The sequence below is a fragment of the Rhodanobacter sp. A1T4 genome, from assembly GCF_014207185.1.
Classification (GTDB): Bacteria; Pseudomonadota; Gammaproteobacteria; order Xanthomonadales; family Rhodanobacteraceae; genus Rhodanobacter.
Genome location: NZ_JACHCP010000002.1, coordinates 294,239 through 310,692 on the forward strand (window position 1 = coordinate 294,239; position 16,454 = coordinate 310,692).

General features: G+C 61.6%; 16 protein-coding genes. 5 read left to right on the plus strand and 11 right to left on the minus strand.

Annotation, left to right across the window (positions count from 1 at the left end):
- The first annotated feature begins 119 nt into the window (after window positions 1-119).
- Together HDE80_RS04535 and msrB are read left to right on the plus strand one after the other, a co-directional pair.
- The gene (locus tag HDE80_RS04535) at window positions 120-1,988 is read left to right on the plus strand and encodes a 3'-5' exonuclease (protein WP_184668302.1); all 1,869 of its coding nucleotides are present in this window, start codon (window positions 120-122) and stop codon (window positions 1,986-1,988) included.
- A gap of 189 nt (window positions 1,989-2,177) precedes the next feature.
- The gene (msrB, locus tag HDE80_RS04540) at window positions 2,178-2,654 is read left to right on the plus strand and encodes a peptide-methionine (R)-S-oxide reductase MsrB (RefSeq protein ID WP_184668304.1); all 477 of its coding nucleotides are present in this window, start codon (window positions 2,178-2,180) and stop codon (window positions 2,652-2,654) included.
- 82 nt (window positions 2,655-2,736) lie between these two features.
- Here msrB and nadD read toward each other — a convergent pair whose 3' ends face one another.
- From nadD to HDE80_RS04580, 8 genes are all read right to left on the minus strand, one after another.
- Window positions 2,737-3,375 carry a nicotinate-nucleotide adenylyltransferase gene (nadD, locus tag HDE80_RS04545; RefSeq protein WP_184668305.1) on the minus strand — a complete coding sequence of 213 codons (639 nt, stop codon included), beginning with the start codon at window positions 3,373-3,375 and terminating at the stop codon, window positions 2,737-2,739.
- A complete protein-coding gene (gene holA / locus HDE80_RS04550; protein WP_184668307.1) occupies window positions 3,375-4,397 on the minus strand; it encodes a DNA polymerase III subunit delta in 1,023 nt (340 codons plus the stop codon). The genes nadD and holA overlap by 1 nt, the downstream gene beginning before the upstream one ends.
- Window positions 4,397-4,990 carry an LPS assembly lipoprotein LptE gene (gene lptE / locus HDE80_RS04555; RefSeq protein WP_184668309.1) on the minus strand — a complete coding sequence of 198 codons (594 nt, stop codon included), beginning with the start codon at window positions 4,988-4,990 and terminating at the stop codon, window positions 4,397-4,399. Before lptE ends, holA begins: the two co-directional genes overlap by 1 nt.
- Before the next feature lie 5 nt (window positions 4,991-4,995).
- Complete coding sequence (gene leuS / locus HDE80_RS04560) at window positions 4,996-7,818, minus strand: leucine--tRNA ligase (protein ID WP_184668315.1); 2,823 nt, start codon at window positions 7,816-7,818, stop codon at window positions 4,996-4,998.
- 115 nt (window positions 7,819-7,933) lie between these two features.
- Complete coding sequence (locus HDE80_RS04565; protein ID WP_184668317.1) at window positions 7,934-8,575, minus strand: PqiC family protein; 642 nt, start codon at window positions 8,573-8,575, stop codon at window positions 7,934-7,936.
- Entirely contained in the window at window positions 8,572-10,263 is a 1,692-nt protein-coding gene (locus HDE80_RS04570; RefSeq protein ID WP_184668319.1) for an MlaD family protein, read from the minus strand. The genes HDE80_RS04565 and HDE80_RS04570 overlap by 4 nt, the downstream gene beginning before the upstream one ends.
- On the minus strand, window positions 10,256-10,885 hold the full coding sequence (locus HDE80_RS04575) for a paraquat-inducible protein A (RefSeq protein WP_184668882.1): 630 nt from the start codon (window positions 10,883-10,885) through the stop codon (window positions 10,256-10,258). Before HDE80_RS04575 ends, HDE80_RS04570 begins: the two co-directional genes overlap by 8 nt.
- A 14-nt stretch (window positions 10,886-10,899) precedes the next feature.
- A complete protein-coding gene (locus HDE80_RS04580; RefSeq protein ID WP_184668321.1) occupies window positions 10,900-11,517 on the minus strand; it encodes a paraquat-inducible protein A in 618 nt (205 codons plus the stop codon).
- A 169-nt stretch (window positions 11,518-11,686) separates the two neighbouring features.
- Here HDE80_RS04580 and trxA point away from each other — a divergent pair, with 169 nt between their 5' ends.
- Together trxA and HDE80_RS04590 are read left to right on the plus strand one after the other, a co-directional pair.
- On the plus strand, window positions 11,687-12,556 hold the full coding sequence (gene trxA / locus HDE80_RS04585) for a thioredoxin (RefSeq protein WP_184668323.1): 870 nt from the start codon (window positions 11,687-11,689) through the stop codon (window positions 12,554-12,556).
- A gap of 34 nt (window positions 12,557-12,590) precedes the next feature.
- Complete coding sequence (locus HDE80_RS04590; RefSeq protein WP_184668324.1) at window positions 12,591-13,043, plus strand: DUF4442 domain-containing protein; 453 nt, start codon at window positions 12,591-12,593, stop codon at window positions 13,041-13,043.
- 6 nt (window positions 13,044-13,049) lie between these two features.
- Here the strand turns inward: HDE80_RS04590 and HDE80_RS04595 are convergent, their stop codons facing one another.
- From HDE80_RS04595 to HDE80_RS04605, 3 genes are all read right to left on the minus strand, one after another.
- Window positions 13,050-14,261 (minus strand): acyltransferase family protein, encoded by a 1,212-nt coding sequence (locus tag HDE80_RS04595; RefSeq protein WP_184668326.1) that lies wholly within the window; start codon window positions 14,259-14,261, stop codon window positions 13,050-13,052.
- A gap of 115 nt (window positions 14,262-14,376) precedes the next feature.
- Entirely contained in the window at window positions 14,377-15,036 is a 660-nt protein-coding gene (locus tag HDE80_RS04600) for a hypothetical protein (protein WP_184668328.1), read from the minus strand.
- 2 nt (window positions 15,037-15,038) lie between these two features.
- Window positions 15,039-15,566, minus strand: coding sequence for a sigma-70 family RNA polymerase sigma factor (locus tag HDE80_RS04605; RefSeq protein WP_184668330.1), 528 nt, complete (start codon window positions 15,564-15,566; stop codon window positions 15,039-15,041).
- Window positions 15,567-15,761: 195 nt separating this feature from the next.
- Between HDE80_RS04605 and HDE80_RS04610 the strand changes: the two genes are divergently transcribed.
- Window positions 15,762-16,439, plus strand: coding sequence for a DUF502 domain-containing protein (locus HDE80_RS04610; protein ID WP_184604999.1), 678 nt, complete (start codon window positions 15,762-15,764; stop codon window positions 16,437-16,439).
- The last annotated feature ends 15 nt before the right edge of the window (window positions 16,440-16,454 follow it).

Sequence of the window (16,454 nt, forward strand, 5' to 3'; positions counted from 1 at the left end):
CTCCTACCGCCCCCGAACCTGGCGGGTACTAAGATACGGGATCGGCGACACGTAAAGGTGAGCGTTGACACGCCGGCGCTTTTCGCTACTTTCGACGACAGACACTTTCTGGACGCAGGATGGCCACACTTACTCCGACCCGCAATGGCTGTCTGCCCCGAATGACCGGCGGCGAAAAGCGCTTCTCCGAACGACTCGAAAGCAAGCTCGAAGACGATTACCTGCTGTGGTACGACGTACCGATCGGCCTGAAGCAGCGGCGCCCGGATTTCGTGGTGTTCCATCCACGTCGCGGCATGCTGGTGCTGGAGGTCAAGGACTGGAAAGCCGAAACCATCCAGCACGCCGACAGCACCCAGTTCACCCTGATTACCGATCGCGGCCTGGTGAAGGAAGCCAACCCGCTGCTGCAGGCGCGTGCCTATGCGCTGGAGATCGGCGTGGTACTGGAGCGCGACCCCGCATTGCGACATCCGCCGAGCAGCCGCCATGCCGGCAAGCTGGTCATGCCGTGGGCCTACGGCGTGGTGCTGGCCAATATCGGCCGCAAGCAGTTCATCGACGGCGGTCTGGATGCGGTGATCCCCGCCCACCTGACGATCTGCCGCGACGAGATCTACGACACAGTCGACTCCGAGGCCTTTCAGGAGCGGCTGTGGGCGATGTTTCCGCAGGTGTTTCCCACCGCCCTCACACTGCCGCAGATCGATCGCGTGCGCTGGCACCTGTTTCCGGAAATTCGGGTAGCGCCGGGCGAGGGGCAATTCGGCCTGTTCGACAACACTGGCACAATCACGCGACCGCTGGAGATTCCCGACTTGGTCAAGGTGATGGATGCGCAGCAGGAGCAACTGGCGCGCTCGCTAGGCGACGAACACCGGGTTATCCATGGCGTCGCCGGATCAGGCAAAACGATGATCCTGGGCTTTCGCGCAATGCAACTGGCACGCGAGCTGGCCAAGCCCATCCTGGTGCTCTGCTACAACAAGACGCTGGCCGCGCGGCTCGACCAGCTGATTGGCGAGCGCGGTCTCAGCGAAAAAGTACAGGTGTACAACTTCCACAAGTGGTGCCACAAGATGCTCACGGCCTACCACGTGGACCGGCCGGCCCAAGGCAGCAAGGATTTCTTTGCACAGATGGTGCAGAAGGTGATCAACGGCGTCGAGAAAGGCCAGATTCCACGCTTCCAGTACGGTGCTGTGCTGATCGACGAGGGCCATGATTTCGAGCCGGACTGGTACAAGCTGATCGTGCAGATGATCGATCCGAATACCAACTCGCTGCTGGTGCTGTACGACGATGCGCAGAACATCAATGGCCGCACTGACCGTCGCAAATTCACCTGGAAAAGCCTCGGCGTACAGGCGCAGGGCCGCACCACCATCCTCAAGCTCAACTATCGCAATACGCTGGAAATTCTCGCTGTCGCACGCGGCTTCGCCAGCGAACTGCTCGATGCACACGCCGGCGATGACGACGGCGTGCCGTTGATCGCACCGGAAAGCGCTGGCCGCCGCGGCGCCGTGCCCGAACTGATCCGCGTCAATAGCGCCAGCGAAGAGATCGCCACCCTGATCAGCCAGATCCGCGACGAACAGGCGCATGGCCGTCGCCTCGACGATATCGCAATACTGTTTCGCCATAACAAGCAGGGCGAGCAGTGGCGTGACGCACTGGACCATGCCGGCATCAGCTGCCGGCTGGCCGATGACAAGGGCAAGGCCTCGCTGTTCCTGGTCAAGGATGCCCTTCGCATCGTCAGTATGAAATCCAGCAAGGGCCTGGAATTTCCGGTCGTGATCATTCCCGGCCTCGGCCAGATGCCCGCACCCGGCGAAGACGAATCCCACGAAGCACGTCTGCTCTATGTCGCCATGACCCGCGCTACCGAGCGGCTGCTGCTGATCCATCACGAGGACTCGGTTTTCAGCGCCCGGATTCGGGCCTCGATCAATGACGTCCGTGGGCAGTTGAGTTCGATGTAATCCGGTATTTGGGGAACGTAGAACTATCCGGGTTGCTCTAGCGGGAAACGGAGACATCGAAGCACAGGCTGGGTATCGTGTCCCGATGCATAGCCGGCTTTGTAAGCGCATGGGTTGGATCGAGCGCAACGCATCCCAACATCGAAAGAGGCGACTTACGCCTTCGTCATCCTATGCCTGGGAGCTGCCATGACTGCCTTTGACCTTACGCCGCCTACCGACGCACAGCGCAAGCAAATCACCGCCGGACTCGATCGCGACGAGAAGCGCGTGTTGCTGGAACACGGCACTGAGGCAGCCTTCTGCGGGGTTTTTCTCGACAACAAGAAAGATGGCGTCTACACCTGCCGTTTCTGCGGCCTGCCGCTGTTCCGCTCCAATGCCAAATTCGATTCCGGCACCGGCTGGCCCAGCTTCTTCCAGCCGTATGACGATGCGCACATCACGCTGATCCGCGATACGAGCTACGGCATGATCCGTACCGAGGAAGTGTGCACCCGCTGCGGCAGCCATCTCGGCCACGTCTTCCCCGATGGCCCCAAACCTACCGGCGACCGCCACTGCCTAAACTCCATCTCGCTGAGCTTTACCGAGAACGGCCACGCACTACCGGATGTGCTTGAACGCGGCGCTCCCGAAGGTCAGCCCGCTTCCACCAAAGCTTGATCATGCCTTTTGCGTAGGTTGGGATGAGCGCAAGTGAACCCCAACCTACGTTCAACCGTTCAACGCAAAATGCCGGCCGATCTCACGAACGATACGGCGCCAGCAGCTGCGCATCATCAAACAAACCCGCGGGTAAGAGATAACGCGGATCGCGCCCCGCAGCGAGCAGTTCGCGGATGCGGGTGGCGGAAATTTCCAATGGGGTGACGGTCAGTTCGATGACTTTGCCCGCCGGGGTGCCACGCCATTCAGCGTTGGATTCCACACGCCGGTCGTTGATGAATTGAAGCAGAGCATCGGGCAACGTGGCATCGATACCCGGCCGACTCAGTACGCCAATGTGAGCGACATCGAAGATCTCCAGCCATCGATCCCAGCTGGGCAGTCCGGCGAAAGCATCGGCGCCAATCAGCAGTACCAGCGGGCGATCACCCTGTTCCGCGCGCAGTTCGATCAGCGTATCGATGGTGTAGGACGGTCCACTGCGCTGCAGCTCTCGGCTATCGAGTATCAACCGTGACTGGCCCTGTAGTGCGGCACTCAGCATCGCGACGCGTTGATCGGCGCTTGCTGTCGGTGGCGGCCGGTGCGGTGGCACGCTGGCCGGCATCAGATGCACGTCGGCGTCGAGCAACTCGGACGCTTCCCAGGCCACGCTGAGGTGACCGATATGCACGGGATCGAAGGTACCGCCAAAAATCGCGAGCGGTCGCGCTGCCATCAGGCCAGACTCTGCGCCAGCGTCGCAGCAGCGCGTGGCTCGGCGATGGCGGCGATCAGCCGCTCGGCTTCCTGCCACGGATTGCCGGCTTCGCGCCCCTTGGCCATGCGGTCGATGCGCGCAGCGCGGGCGAGACATTGCAGCCAGTGCTCGCGCGGCGCGCGGCGCAGGGCCTTGCGAAAGAGCTGTTCGCGCGCCTGCCACAGCCGCTCGGTCTTGGCCTGGGCCGCAAAATCGTTGGCGTTGGCCAGACGCAGCGCAAGCTGCAGCTGGTTGACCAGCCAGCCCATCAGGGCGATCAGCTCATCGCCCTCGGCGCGCAAGCCAGCAAGAATACGCAGCGCACGGGCACCCTCACCCGCAAACGCCGCGTCGGTGAGCTTGAAGGCGTCGTAGCGGGCGCTGTCAGCGACCAGACTCTCGATCTCTCTGGCATCAATGCGGCCCTGCCCGTGCAGCACGGCAAGCTTGTCGATTTCCTGCGCCGCGGCCAGCAGGTTGCCTTCGACGCGTTCGGCCAGCAGCGCGGCCGCGTCAGGCGTGGCGGACAGTCCGCGCGTAGCAAGCCGCGCGCTGATCCAGGCACCCCACTCGTTCGCGCGCGGCGCGTTGAATACCACCATGTTGCCGCTGGCATCGAGCTTCTTGCTCCACGCACCGTCGTGCTTGCTGCTCCATTCCATCGCGGTAATCAGCAGGGTCACATCGGGCGGTGGATCGGCGCAAAAGGCATTGATCGCCTTGGCGCCATCTATGCCCGGCCGGCCGGTGGGCAGTCGCAGATCGATGAACAGCCGCGCGGAAAACAGCGACATGCCGGCGGCGGCACGAGCCAGATCATCCCAGTCGAAATGCTGGCCGACCTCAAGTACTTCGCGCTCGGGGTAACCGAGTTTTTTTGCCCGTGCGCGCAGCGCATCGGCCGCTTCCAGCACCAGCAATTCTTCACCCGCCAGCAGATAGACGGAAGCCAGACTCTCGGCCGCCAACGCCTTCTGCCACTGGCCGGAGCTGAGCGGCATCAGTGCGTGCTGGAGGCTGCCGCAGGTGCAGCGTTCGTCGCACTCGCGGCAGCAGCCTGCGTTGCCATCTGGTGCTTGGTGACCGCCTGCAGCCGGAACAGGATCGCTTGTACCATGTCCTGATTGAGGCTTAGCTGGATTTGGCTTACCTCTGAAGCGTTACCGATGGTATTGGTCGCGTCATAACTGTATTCGCGCTGCATGCTGATGGTCTGGGGCGCTATGATCACGTTGCCAACCTCATCGATCACGCTGAACTGCACGTTGTAACGCACCGCGTACTCGGTGATGCGCGCATAGCCGCCGGCGGTCAGCGTATCGGTCGAGAATGTGGCCACCGGTACGCGTAGCTCGGCGATGCCCGGGCCGCTCTCATCCTTGACGTCAACACCGGCAACCTCAAGCGCCCGCGCCAGCATGCGCTGGAAATCGCCGACACCGGTGGTGATGTGCACCTTCTGGACCGACGCCGGCAGCTTCACGTTTTCGCGCAGATGAAAACCGCATGCCGCTAGCGCAACGGCGGAAACCAGCAGCAGCGAAACCTGGACGAGTGAAATCTGAAACGGACGGCCGATTTTCATGAAGCTCATGGATTTCATCCTGCGACGATGTTGACGATCTTGCCTGGTACCACGATGACCTTGCGCACGTTCAGACCTTCGAGAAAATGCATTACCTGCGGCTGCGCCCGCGCCATCGCCTCGGCTTCTTCCTTCGAGGCATTGGTCGGCAGCTCGATGGTAGCGCGCAATTTGCCATTGATCTGAACGGCGAGCGTGAGCGTATCGCGAACCAGCGCCGCGGAGTCGGCCTGCGGCCAGCGCTGATCTTCCAGCACGGTCTGCGGATGGCCCAGCACCTGCCACAGCGCGTGGCTGATATGCGGCACCACCGGATTGAGCAGTAGCACCATCGCTTCCAGCGCCTCATGCCGCACGGCACGGCCCTGATCGCTCTGGTCGCTGAACTTGTTCAGGGCGTTCAGCAGCTCCATCAGCGCGGCGATGGCAGTGTTGAACGCGTGGCGTCGACCGAAATCGTCGCTGACCTTCTGGATGGTTTCATGCACCTGCCGGCGCATGGCTTTCTGCCCCGCATCCAGCGCGCCCGGATCGACCACCGGATGATCGGGATTGGCCACGTGCGACGTCACTTCGCGCCATACACGCTTGAGGAAGCGCGACATGCCTTCGACACCGGCCTCGCTCCATTCCAGCGACTGCTCCGGCGGCGCGGCAAACATCGAGAACAGGCGCACGGTGTCGGCGCCGTACTTGCCGACCATGGTCTGCGGATCGATGCCGTTGTTCTTGGACTTGGACATCTTTTCGATGCCACCGATCTGCACCGGCTGACCGTCCGTTTTCAAGCGGGCACCGATCACCCGTGCGCGCTCGTCGCGCTCGATCTCGACGTCGGCCGGATTGATCCAGTCCTTCGAGCCGTCGGCGTTGTCGCGATAATAGGTTTCGGCAATCACCATGCCCTGGCACAGCAGATTGGTCGCCGGCTCGTCGCTCAGCACCAGCCCCTCGTCGCGCATCAGCTTGTGATAGAAGCGGAAGTACAGCAGGTGCAGGATCGCGTGCTCGATACCACCGATGTACTGGTCGACCGGCAACCAGTAATTGGCGCGCTGATCGACCTGCGTGCTGGCGCCTGGACTGGTGTAACGGGCGTAGTACCAGCTCGACTCCATGAAGGTGTCGAAGGTATCCGTTTCGCGCTCGGCCGCGCCGCCGCACTGCGGGCAAATGGTCTTGCGCCACTCCGGATCAGCCTTGATCGGCGACTGCACAGTGCCGACTTTCGAATACGCGTCCGCCACGTCTTCCGGCAGGATCACCGGTAGCTGATCTTCGGGCACCGGCACGTCGCCGCAATGTTCGCAACGGATCACCGGAATCGGACAGCCCCAGTAACGCTGGCGACTGACGCCCCAGTCGCGCAGGCGGTAATTGACCCGACGCGAACCGGTACCGTCACGCTCGAAGCGCGTGGCCAGTGCATTCAGCGCCTGGCTGAAATCCATGCCGTCGTATTCGCCGGAATTGACCAGGATGCCGCGCGGGCCCCAGGCGGCATCCTCAAGAATGCGACGCTCGAATTCCTCGACCACGCGCAGCGGCGCGGAGATGTCCTGCGCGTTCAGATCGCGGCCGCTCAATGCGGCCTGCATCGGATCGACACCAACGCCCAATGACAGATCGTGCTGAATTTCGCCCAGCGCATCGATCACCGACGCATCGACGATCACCATGCGGATCGGCAAGCTGTATTTCTTGGCGAATTCCCAGTCGCGCTGATCGTGCCCCGGCACAGCCATCACCGCGCCGGTGCCGTAACCCATCAACACGAAATTGGCCACGTAGACTGGCAGCTCTTCGCCGTTGATCGGGTGGATCGCGCGCAGGCCGGTGTCCATGCCGCGCTTTTCCTGTGTCTCCAGCTCGGCTTCGGACACGCCACCCTGGCGCAGTTCGGCGATGAACGCCGCCAGCTGCGAATTGTTCTGCGCCGCATGCACGGCCAGCGCGTGTTCGGCCGCGATGGATACGAAGGTGACGCCCATCAGCGTGTCGGGGCGCGTGGTGAACACGTCCAATGAGAGCTGATCCAGCAGCTCAACCGTCTGGCCATCCACGTCCTTCACCGCGAAGCGGATCTCCAGACCTTCGCTGCGGCCGATCCAGTTGCGCTGCATCGTCTTGACCGCGTCGGGCCAGCCCGGCAGCGTGTCCAAACCCTGCAGCAGTTCCTGCGCGTAATCCGTGATCTTGAGGAACCACTGCGGAATTTCGCGCTTCTCCACCAGCGCGCCGGTACGCCAGCCACGGCCGTCGATCACTTGCTCGTTGGCCAGCACGGTCTGGTCGACCGGGTCCCAGTTCACTACCGAATTCTTACGGTAAGCCAGGCCCTTTTTCATCAGTCGCACGAACATCCGCTGTTCGTGCACGTAATAGTCGGGGCGACATGTGGCGAACTCGCGGGTCCAGTCGATCGCGTAGCCCATCGACTGCAGCTGGCTGCGCATATGCTCGATGTTGGCGTAGGTCCACTTGGCTGGTGCGGTCTTGTTCTTGATCGCGGCGTTTTCGGCAGGCAGGCCGAACGCGTCCCAGCCCATCGGCTGCAGCACGTTCTTGCCCTGCATGCGCTGAAAGCGGCTGATCACGTCGCCGATGGTGTAATTGCGCACGTGGCCCATATGCAACGCACCGGACGGATACGGCAACATCGACAGGCAATAGAACTTCGGCTTGGAGGAATCCTCCTTCACCTCGTAAGCGTGCTGCTCGCCCCAGTACTGCTGCGCGGCGCTTTCTACGGCCGCAGCGGCGTAGCCCTGCTCCGGCAACTGGCCCGACTCGGCAGCCCCCTGTGACAGGGAGTTGGGGTCTTGAATGTCCTGCATGATTCCGGCGCCGTGGTGCGGTGAGCGCAAGCCGGCGGGAGCCGGCTGCGGTTAACGGATCAGACTAGCCCAGCGCGGCCCCGGCGCCAAGCCTTGACGAGTTCATGGACCTATATCAAGAGCTGGGACACACCGGCGTCTGGCCGTTGCCAAGCGACTGCGCCGCCGCCGCGATCTGCGCGGCCAGCTGACCGATCGCGCGCTGATGACCTTGGACCAGAGCATCGTAACCGGCGCCGACCGTCTCGCTGACGCGGCTGGTACACGACAGTGTGCCACCCTTTGCATTGGCGCCGCGCATCACCCGCACGCTCCAGGCACCATCGATCAGCGCATAGCTGCCGGGCTGCGAATCGAAACGGCGCACGTCCAGCTTGATCCGCAACAGCGGTTTGTCGTTGCTCGGCAATCCGCTGACATCCTGGCTATGCAGCTGGCGCGCAAGGTCGGCCGACAGCGCACTGCGGAGCTCGTCGCCAAGCGGCGCGATCCAGCGTTCGCCGTTGAGCAGCGCCACGCCCTGACTACCCTCGCGCACCACCAGCTGCGGCTGGTCGACCTGCGCCGGCACGCTGACCGGCAGCAGCTCGAACGGCAACGAAGCCGTCGCCGGGTTCGACGCAGCGTCAACTGGATCAGTCGCCGGTGTGACGAGGGTGTAGTAATGCAGCGGCGCCGAAGCGCAGGCCGCCAGCGTCAGCACGACGGCAAAGCCAAGCAGACGCTGGCCGGTACGAATAAGACCCGGACGAATCATGGCTTGCTCCCTTGCTGCGGTGGATGGGTAGGCGTGGTCGACGGGGCTGGCTTCGCATCGGGGCGACGCCCGCGGATCAGCGCCTCGGGATGATCGCCCAGATAATCGACCAGCACACGCAATGAACGCGCCGTCCGCTGCACTTCTTCCAGCGTGTTGCCCAAATTCTGCTGCAACGGCGAATCGCCGGAGAGTGCGTCACCTGCTGTGTTAACGGTTTTCTGCACACCCTTCATGGTGGTGTCGAGCTCGGGCAGCGTCTTGCCGTTGACCTGTTTCAGTGTCGCGCTGAGCCCGGCCAGGGTCTGGTTGAGGTTGTTGCCGATCGCCTCAAACGGGATCTTGTCGATCTTGTCGACAATCTCGGCTGCCTGCTCCTGCAGTTTGTCGAAGCTGCCGGCTGCGGTCGGGATCATCAACGGCCGGGCATTCATGTCGAAAGCCACCTTGGGCGTGTTCTTTATGAAGTCCATCGAGATATAGAGTTGGCCGGTGAGCAGGTTGCCGGTGCGCGCCTGCGCCCGCAGGCCGTGATCGACCAGTCGACTCATCATCTGCGTCATGTCCGGGTTGTCTCCCTGTGCCTTTGCCAGCGCCTGCAGCTTGTCGTACGCGCTGCCCAGGCGCTGCGGATAAACCACTGCGCCAACGATCAGCGGGAAGCTCTGCGTCTTCTCGTCGTAATCGAGGCGGACCGACACCACGTTACCGATCTTCACGCCAAGGAACTCCACTGGCGCATTGACATCGAGCCCGCGCATGGATTTCTCGAAGCGCATCCGGATGTAACGCGGCGTGCCATCGGGCGGCGCCATGGCGGTGCCCTGATCGGCAAACAGCTGGAACTGGGCATCCTGGCCCGCGGGCGTGCTGTCGTGCGGGCCGGCGGGGTCCTGAAACGCCATGCCACCGGCGATCACGGTTGCCAGCGACTCGGTATTGAGTTTCAACCCGTCGGCACCGAGCGAAACATCCACGCCGCTGGCATTCCAAAAGCGCGTGGAAGTCGTTACAAACTTGTCGTTAGGCCCATCGATAAATATCTGCATCGAGACGCCTTTGCCGTCCACGTCCAGCCGATACGACACGACACGACCGACCTGGATCCGCCGGTAATAAACCGGCGAACCGATATCGATTGAACCCAGATCATCGCTGTGCAACACGAAACTGCGACCAGGCGCGTTGTGGTTTACCGCTGGCGGTGTCTCCAGGCCCTGGAAGTCTTCCTGCGACGTCTGCGAATCGCCGACGTCGGCACCGATGAAGGCACCCGACAGCAGAGTATCAATGCCGGACACGCCACCGATGCCGATACGCGGCCGCACAACCCAGAAACGCGTGCCATCGGTGGCAAAGCTCTTGGCACTTTTCTCCAGTGCCACGCGAACCTTCACATGGGAACGGTCCTCGCTGAGGCTGATCTTGTCGACCTTGCCGATCACCACATTCTTGTATTTCACCGGCGTCTTGCCGGCGTCCAGGCCTTCGGCCGTCAGGAAGGTGATGGTGATCTCCGGACCGGCCTGCAGCAGGCTGTTGATGATCAATGAAATACCGATCACCGCCGCCAGCGCCGGCACCAGCCAGATCAGCGATGCGCTGAAGCGCCGGCGGCGCTTGACCACCGGACGCGGCAGCTCATCGCGTTCGGGCTTGCCCAGTTCGTTGCTGCTTTCGTCAGTCATCGCTATCTCTGCTATCCCATATCAGCCGGGGGTCGAAGCTCATCGAAGCCAGCATGGTCAATACCACGGTCAGGCCGAAAAAAATCACGCCAGGCAAAGGCTCGACCCGGCTCAACACGTTGAAACGCACTAGCGCCGACAGCAGCGCCACCACAAAAACATCCAGCATCGACCAGTAGCCGATGAATTCCACCAGCCGGTACAACTTGGCCCTCTGAAGCTGCGCCCAGTCGGTGCGGCGCTGGCTGCTGATCAGCAGCGTGCCAAGCACCAGGAATTTCAGCATGGGCACCATGATGCTGGCGACAAAGACGATAACCGCAAGATCCCCCGAACCGTTGACCCACAGCTCCTTTACGCCGCTGAGGATGGTGTTGTCGTCCACGTCATTGAGGCTGGCCGTACGCATGATCGGCAGCAGGTTGGCTGGCACATACATCATGAAGGCGGCCAGCAGCAGCGCCCAGGTGCGCGTGTAACTGGCCGGCTTGCGCCGATGCAGTGCGGAGCCGCAGCGCGGGCATTCCATACCGCCGTCATCGTCTGGCGCCTCACGACAAACCAGCCGGCAGACGTGGCAGCCGATCAATCCCAGATCCGCCGCACGCGGCAGCGCGGGCACCTTTTCGGGTGCGCTCATACCGATTCCTTCATGCGCATATTCCACAGCTCGCGCATATCGACCCGGGCAAAGATGGTGATCAACACCGTCAACACGGCGTAAGCGTAGATGCCCGGGTCCGCCATCACGTCGAAATAGACCTTGGCCTTGACGATCGCCACCAGCGCTCCAAGAACGAACACCTCGCTCATGGTCCAGGGTCCGATGTAATGCAAGGTCACCATGATCGGCACAAAACCCGGTGCGCAGCGATGCTGACGTGCGAACCACAGCAGCCAGCCGATCGACAGCATCTTTACCAGTGGGAAAAAGAACAGCGTGGCCGCAGCTATCACCGCGATGACCTGCGCCTGCTCCTGCCACATCGCAATAATCGCGCCCCACAGCGTGGTACTGCTTTGACGACCGTTTAGGCCCAGCGTGACGATCGGCCATAGGTTGGCCTGGATGAATACGACAAAAGCCGTCAGCACCAACGCCAGCATCGTGTTCGGATCGAGGCTGTGATAATGCTCCAGCGTCGCCCCGCAGCATGCACACTTGCCCACTTCGCCATGCGTCATCGCGCGACGGCGGTGGACCGTATCGCACTCCTCGCAGATTTGCAGTGCTTCAGGTGACGTCGTGCTCATGCACTCGATGCTCTTGCCATGACTTGGACTTGGTGGACTGACTGATTCTCGCAAATCTGGCGCACTCGCGCTGAACCGCAAGCACCGCCCAACGGGCTTGATATGCTTGGCGGTGCCCCGATCTGACACTACTACTGACTGAACTGTATCCGCCGAGATGGAAATTCCCGTGACTGAAACTGCTGCCTCTTCCCATGTTTTCGATGTGGATCAGCAACGCTTCGAGGCCGAGGTGCTCCAAGCCTCCATGACCACGCCGGTGCTGGTGGATTTCTGGGCCACCTGGTGCGAGCCGTGCAAGACGCTCGGCCCGATGCTGGAAAAGCTCGCCGTCGAATACAACGGTGCGTTCCGGCTGGGCAAGGTCGACGTCGACACGCAGCAGGAACTCGCCGGGATGTTCGGCATCCGTAGTATCCCTACCGTGATGTTGGTGAAGGATGGCCAGGTGCTGGACGGCTTTGCCGGCGCGCTGCCCGAAGGCCAGCTGCGCGAATTCCTCTCACGCCACGTGCAGCCGCTCGAGGCCTCGCCGGAACCGGATGCCATCGATGACGCCGAGCAGGAAACGCCCGAGCAGGCTCTTATCCGACTGCAGCAGTCCATCGCCGCCGAGCCCGACAAGGCCGAGTTGAAACTCGAACTGGCGCTGGCGCTGATGGGCGCTGGCCAGGCCGACGCCGCCGAAACCGAGCTCACCGCCCTGCCGGCCAACCTGGCCATCGACCCACGTGCACAACGCCTGCGCAGCCAGCTCGATCTGGCACGCGCGCTGGAAGGAGCGCCAGCGATGGCGGAACTGCGCCAGCGCATCGCCACCGATGCCAGCGACTGGGCCGCGCACGATCTGCTCGGCGTGCGCCTGCTGCTGGAAGATGATCCGGAAGCAGGGCTCGACGAATTTCTGATCGTCCTCAAGGGGGCGCGCGAGTGGAACGACCATCAGGCCAAGAAACGTCTGATCGCCGCATTCACCACACTCGACGATGCCGAGCTGGTCAGCCGCTATCGTCGCAAGATGGCGTCGATGCTGTTTTGATGGCGATCCACGATGATCTGCCTGGAACGGCCCGATGAAAGCATCCACCTTCCGCCGCGTGCTCAACCTGTGGCCGCCGTTCCTCTTCAACAGCATCCGCGTGCAGAGCATCAGCGCTGACTACAGCGAGGCTAAAGTCGTGCTGCGCCTGCGCCCGTGGAACCGCAACTACGTCCGCAGCCAGTTCGGCGGCAATCTGTTCGCGATGACCGACCCGTTCTGGATGCTGCTGGTGATGCACCAGCTCGGCAACGACTACTTCGTCTGGGACAAGGCCGGTGCGATCGACTTCGTCGCACCGGGTCGTGAAGACGTCTACGCCCATTTCAAACTCGATCCGGCTGTGGTCGACCAACTGCGCGCCGAAGCCGTCGACGGCAGCAAGGTGCTGCACTGGTTCGAGACCGATGTCGTTACCGCGTCAGGCGAGGTGATCGCCCGCGTGCGCAAGCAGGTCTACGTGCGGCTGAAACCGAAAGCACGTTGACCGGTCCTACAGTATCCGTGAAACCGCAGGCACACGGCGCAACATCGCAGTAATGCCCCAACTCAATCCAACCGCCCCGGCCCAGACAAGCACAATCTTCGCAATCGTAGGGAGATGCGTCTGAAGCAAAGCGTATTGCATCCAGATCACGCCTATATAGTGCAGCAGATAGATGCCATAAGCATTGGCATTCAGCGAATCCATTGTTTTACGGGCGCGGCGCGCAAAGCGTGTGAACAGCGCCAGCAATGCGAGCGATGCGCTGGCACAGGTCAACACATAGGTAAGGTTGCTAATTGCAACAAGTCCCACGCTGGGGCCTCCGTGGGCCAGCGTACCAACGATGGTTATCGCGGCCAGCACTGACATAGCGAACATCACGATTGTCAGCAGCACCCACAGCGGCCAACGCCTGGCCAGGCGGCCATCGATCGTCAGCAAACCACCCGAAGCCCCATGCGCGCCGATCGCGACGCCAACTAGAAAATAGACCAGATAGTGCGGCAGCCGACTGATCTGCACAAAAAACGGCCCAAACTTGACCCAGCGCGAAGAACCGAACACCGCCGCCATCGGCAAATAGACAACCGCCGAAATAAGCAGCAGCAGCATGAAGAATAGGACCGGCCGTTCGCCCAGGCGTGTCGCGATGTTTCCCAGAACAGTCCCCCATGTCGGCATGACCAGCGACATCAGTGCGGCGATCATGCCGAACGCCAACAACACCCACAGGAACCATGCCGGCCCGGCAGGCCATACACCCAATCCCAGCCACTGCTGCCAAAACGAACCAGCGTGCGTGGGCGATGCTAGCCATGTCGGGAAAAATGCCAGTGGCGCCAGTAGCATGGCCGCCACTAAAAACGGCAAGCCCAGTCGCAAAAGCCGATCACGCACGAACGCGCGACCACCTTTGCGTTGAAGACTCGGCCACACGAATACACCGGAGATCAGAAACATCAGCGACATGAAGAATGTATCGTTGAAACCGACGACTAGGTCAGCACCGGACCAGTGTTGGCTATCTACAATGGGAAAGGCCGTCCACAGCAAGCTCGCGTCCATCGCCGGCTGCCTCTGCGGTCCAAACTGCATGTAAGCAAGCAGCGAATGATGCAGCACGACGAGCAGGGTAAGGAAGGCTCTCAGGTAGCCCAGCGATATGTTCCGTTGCGAGGCGGGTTGCGCAACCACGACGGTTGCAGAGTAGTAAGTCATGGTGGTCTCGAAGCGAAATCCGGACAGCAGGATTCACCGGCCGTACGCCAGATCGCGCGGTGATTGAGGGATGCAAGTACGTATCGCGAGGCGGTCAACAGAAACCCTGTTGCAACTATTCCTGTTCGAAGCGTGCAATGTTCTCCGCTGCGGCCTGCGCGCGGCGGATGCTGCTACCGACATTGCCATTGTCCAGCGCTTTCCTGATGCGCTCGCGACCGGGCCGGCGAGACCAGTGCACCACGCCGTAAACGGCTGCCAGACAAACGAACCCGCTGGCGATAAAAATCCAGACGACCGATGGCGCGTTCATCCACACATCGGCACCCGCCATTCGGAATAGCACTAATACGGCGGGTATCCATATAAAGCAGCCACTGACAGCAAAAACCGGGGCCTCGATGGACATCCTCCACGCTCGCAATTCGCCCAAACGTCGCTGAATTTCTACCACCGGCGCGTCATAGTCGATGCGATTGATGAGGTGGAGATTGCGTGCCGCAAAAACCACCAGCAGTAACCCGTAGGCATGCGCCAGCAAACCGCAAAACATCAGGTGCCCGCTGTCACGATGGGCAACCCAGAAAGACGCAAAAAGTATCATCACCCAGACACCTACCGCGATTTGCATCATCTGACCGAGGATCAGCGGCCTTAGCCCTCGCCGAGTCTTGTCCAGCATGCTCTCGCGAAACAGTTGAAGGTTAAGCGCATGCTGCTGTCCAAGCCTGCGATCAAGCGCCTGCCAAGTCGATTTCATCTCGTCGAGTTCCATGGTCATGCTCCAGTGATTGCCGCGCCGGTCATCTGTCCACGCAGCTTGTGTTTGATGCGATTGATCTTGGTCGCCACGTTGGTTTCGCTGATGCCGAGCACGTCGGCGATCTCGTCGTAGCTGCGGTCTTCGAGATACAGAAGGATCAGCGCGCGGTTGAGTTCATCGAGCTGGCCGATAAAGGCATACAGCGCGGTCAAGCGTTCGTCCGGTTCCGCGATCGATTCACCACCGCCGACCGTTTCCAGATGGCGCGCCTCCAGTGGTTCGAAACGTTCGCCTTCGGACCAACGCTCGCGCCGCGCCTGCGAAATGGCCACATTCAACGCGATGCGATACATCCAGGTGGAGAACTTCGCTCGCGCTTCGTCGTAGCTGCCGAAAGAGCGCCACAGCTGCGTACTGATCTCCTGCATCAGATCATCGCGATCGACCACGCTGCGGCTGTAAAGCGCTGCCACCTTGAATACGATGCCGCGATGCTGTTGCAGCAGGAATTCAAAGCGTTGCTGGTGGTGTCTGGCGGTCATCGACGCGGATATTCCCCAAGGTTCCATCCATGATTCGCGAGAGCGCAAAAAAAATCACAGCGCACGGCAGGAATTCTGACGCGACCTGCGACCCGCGGCGCTATTCATGACGTTGATTGAATCGAAAACGCATGGCCGGTGCCGGACGCGCACCTCCCTTACAATGCCAGTCTCGTCCGCTAACCGAATCCTTCGATGCCCCCTCTGCGCGTCAAACGTTACCTGCTGACCGGCCTGCTTACCTTTATCCCGCTGTGGGTGACCTGGCTGGTGTTCAAGTTTGTGTTGAGCCTTTTGGCCGGCATCGGCGCACCGATGGTCAGCGCCTTGCTCGGCGCGCTGGCGCTGGTGGCGCCGAAAGCCGCGACCGCGCTCAACGCCGAGTGGCTGGTGTTCATCGTCGCGTTGCTGATCACGCTGGGCGCGCTTTACTTGCTGGGCTTTGTGGCCAACCGGGTGATTGGCCAGCGCTTCATCAACGCCTTCGACGGACTGCTGGCACGAATCCCGGTCGTGCAGACGATTTACGGCGGCACCAAGAAACTGATGGCGGTACTGCAGAACAAACCTTCCGGCGTGCAGCGCGTGGTACTGGTGGAGTTTCCCCGCCGCGGCATGAAGGTTGTCGGCTTCGTTACCCGGGTGATGGCCGAGGACGGCAGCGGTCGTGAAATGGCCTCGGTCTTTATCCCGACCACGCCCAACCCCACCGGCGGCTATCTGGTGGTGGTGCCATTGGACGAGCTGACGCCGACCGACTGGACGATGGATCAGGCGATGGCTTTCATCATTTCCGGCGGTGCCGTAGCCCCGGAGACCCTGCCTGCGTCACCAGCCACGTTGCCGCATGACGATGCACGTGAGTACCCATGATGTCGCGCATGCCTG

Coding starts and splice junctions, on each gene's coding strand:
- leuS (WP_184668315.1), bottom strand. CDS start 7,818: ATGCAGGACATTCAAGACCCCAACTCCCTGTCACAGGGGGCTGCCGAG.
- holA (WP_184668307.1), bottom strand. CDS start 4,397: ATGCCGCTCAGCTCCGGCCAGTGGCAGAAGGCGTTGGCGGCCGAGAGT.
- HDE80_RS04590 (WP_184668324.1), top strand. CDS start 12,591: ATGAAAGCATCCACCTTCCGCCGCGTGCTCAACCTGTGGCCGCCGTTC.
- HDE80_RS04610 (WP_184604999.1), top strand. CDS start 15,762: ATGCCCCCTCTGCGCGTCAAACGTTACCTGCTGACCGGCCTGCTTACC.
- HDE80_RS04580 (WP_184668321.1), bottom strand. CDS start 11,517: ATGAGCACGACGTCACCTGAAGCACTGCAAATCTGCGAGGAGTGCGAT.
- HDE80_RS04605 (WP_184668330.1), bottom strand. CDS start 15,566: ATGACCGCCAGACACCACCAGCAACGCTTTGAATTCCTGCTGCAACAG.
- HDE80_RS04595 (WP_184668326.1), bottom strand. CDS start 14,261: ATGACTTACTACTCTGCAACCGTCGTGGTTGCGCAACCCGCCTCGCAA.
- nadD (WP_184668305.1), bottom strand. CDS start 3,375: ATGGCAGCGCGACCGCTCGCGATTTTTGGCGGTACCTTCGATCCCGTG.
- HDE80_RS04535 (WP_184668302.1), top strand. CDS start 120: ATGGCCACACTTACTCCGACCCGCAATGGCTGTCTGCCCCGAATGACC.
- HDE80_RS04600 (WP_184668328.1), bottom strand. CDS start 15,036: ATGGAACTCGACGAGATGAAATCGACTTGGCAGGCGCTTGATCGCAGG.
- lptE (WP_184668309.1), bottom strand. CDS start 4,990: ATGAGCTTCATGAAAATCGGCCGTCCGTTTCAGATTTCACTCGTCCAG.
- msrB (WP_184668304.1), top strand. CDS start 2,178: ATGACTGCCTTTGACCTTACGCCGCCTACCGACGCACAGCGCAAGCAA.
- HDE80_RS04570 (WP_184668319.1), bottom strand. CDS start 10,263: ATGACTGACGAAAGCAGCAACGAACTGGGCAAGCCCGAACGCGATGAG.
- HDE80_RS04565 (WP_184668317.1), bottom strand. CDS start 8,575: ATGATTCGTCCGGGTCTTATTCGTACCGGCCAGCGTCTGCTTGGCTTT.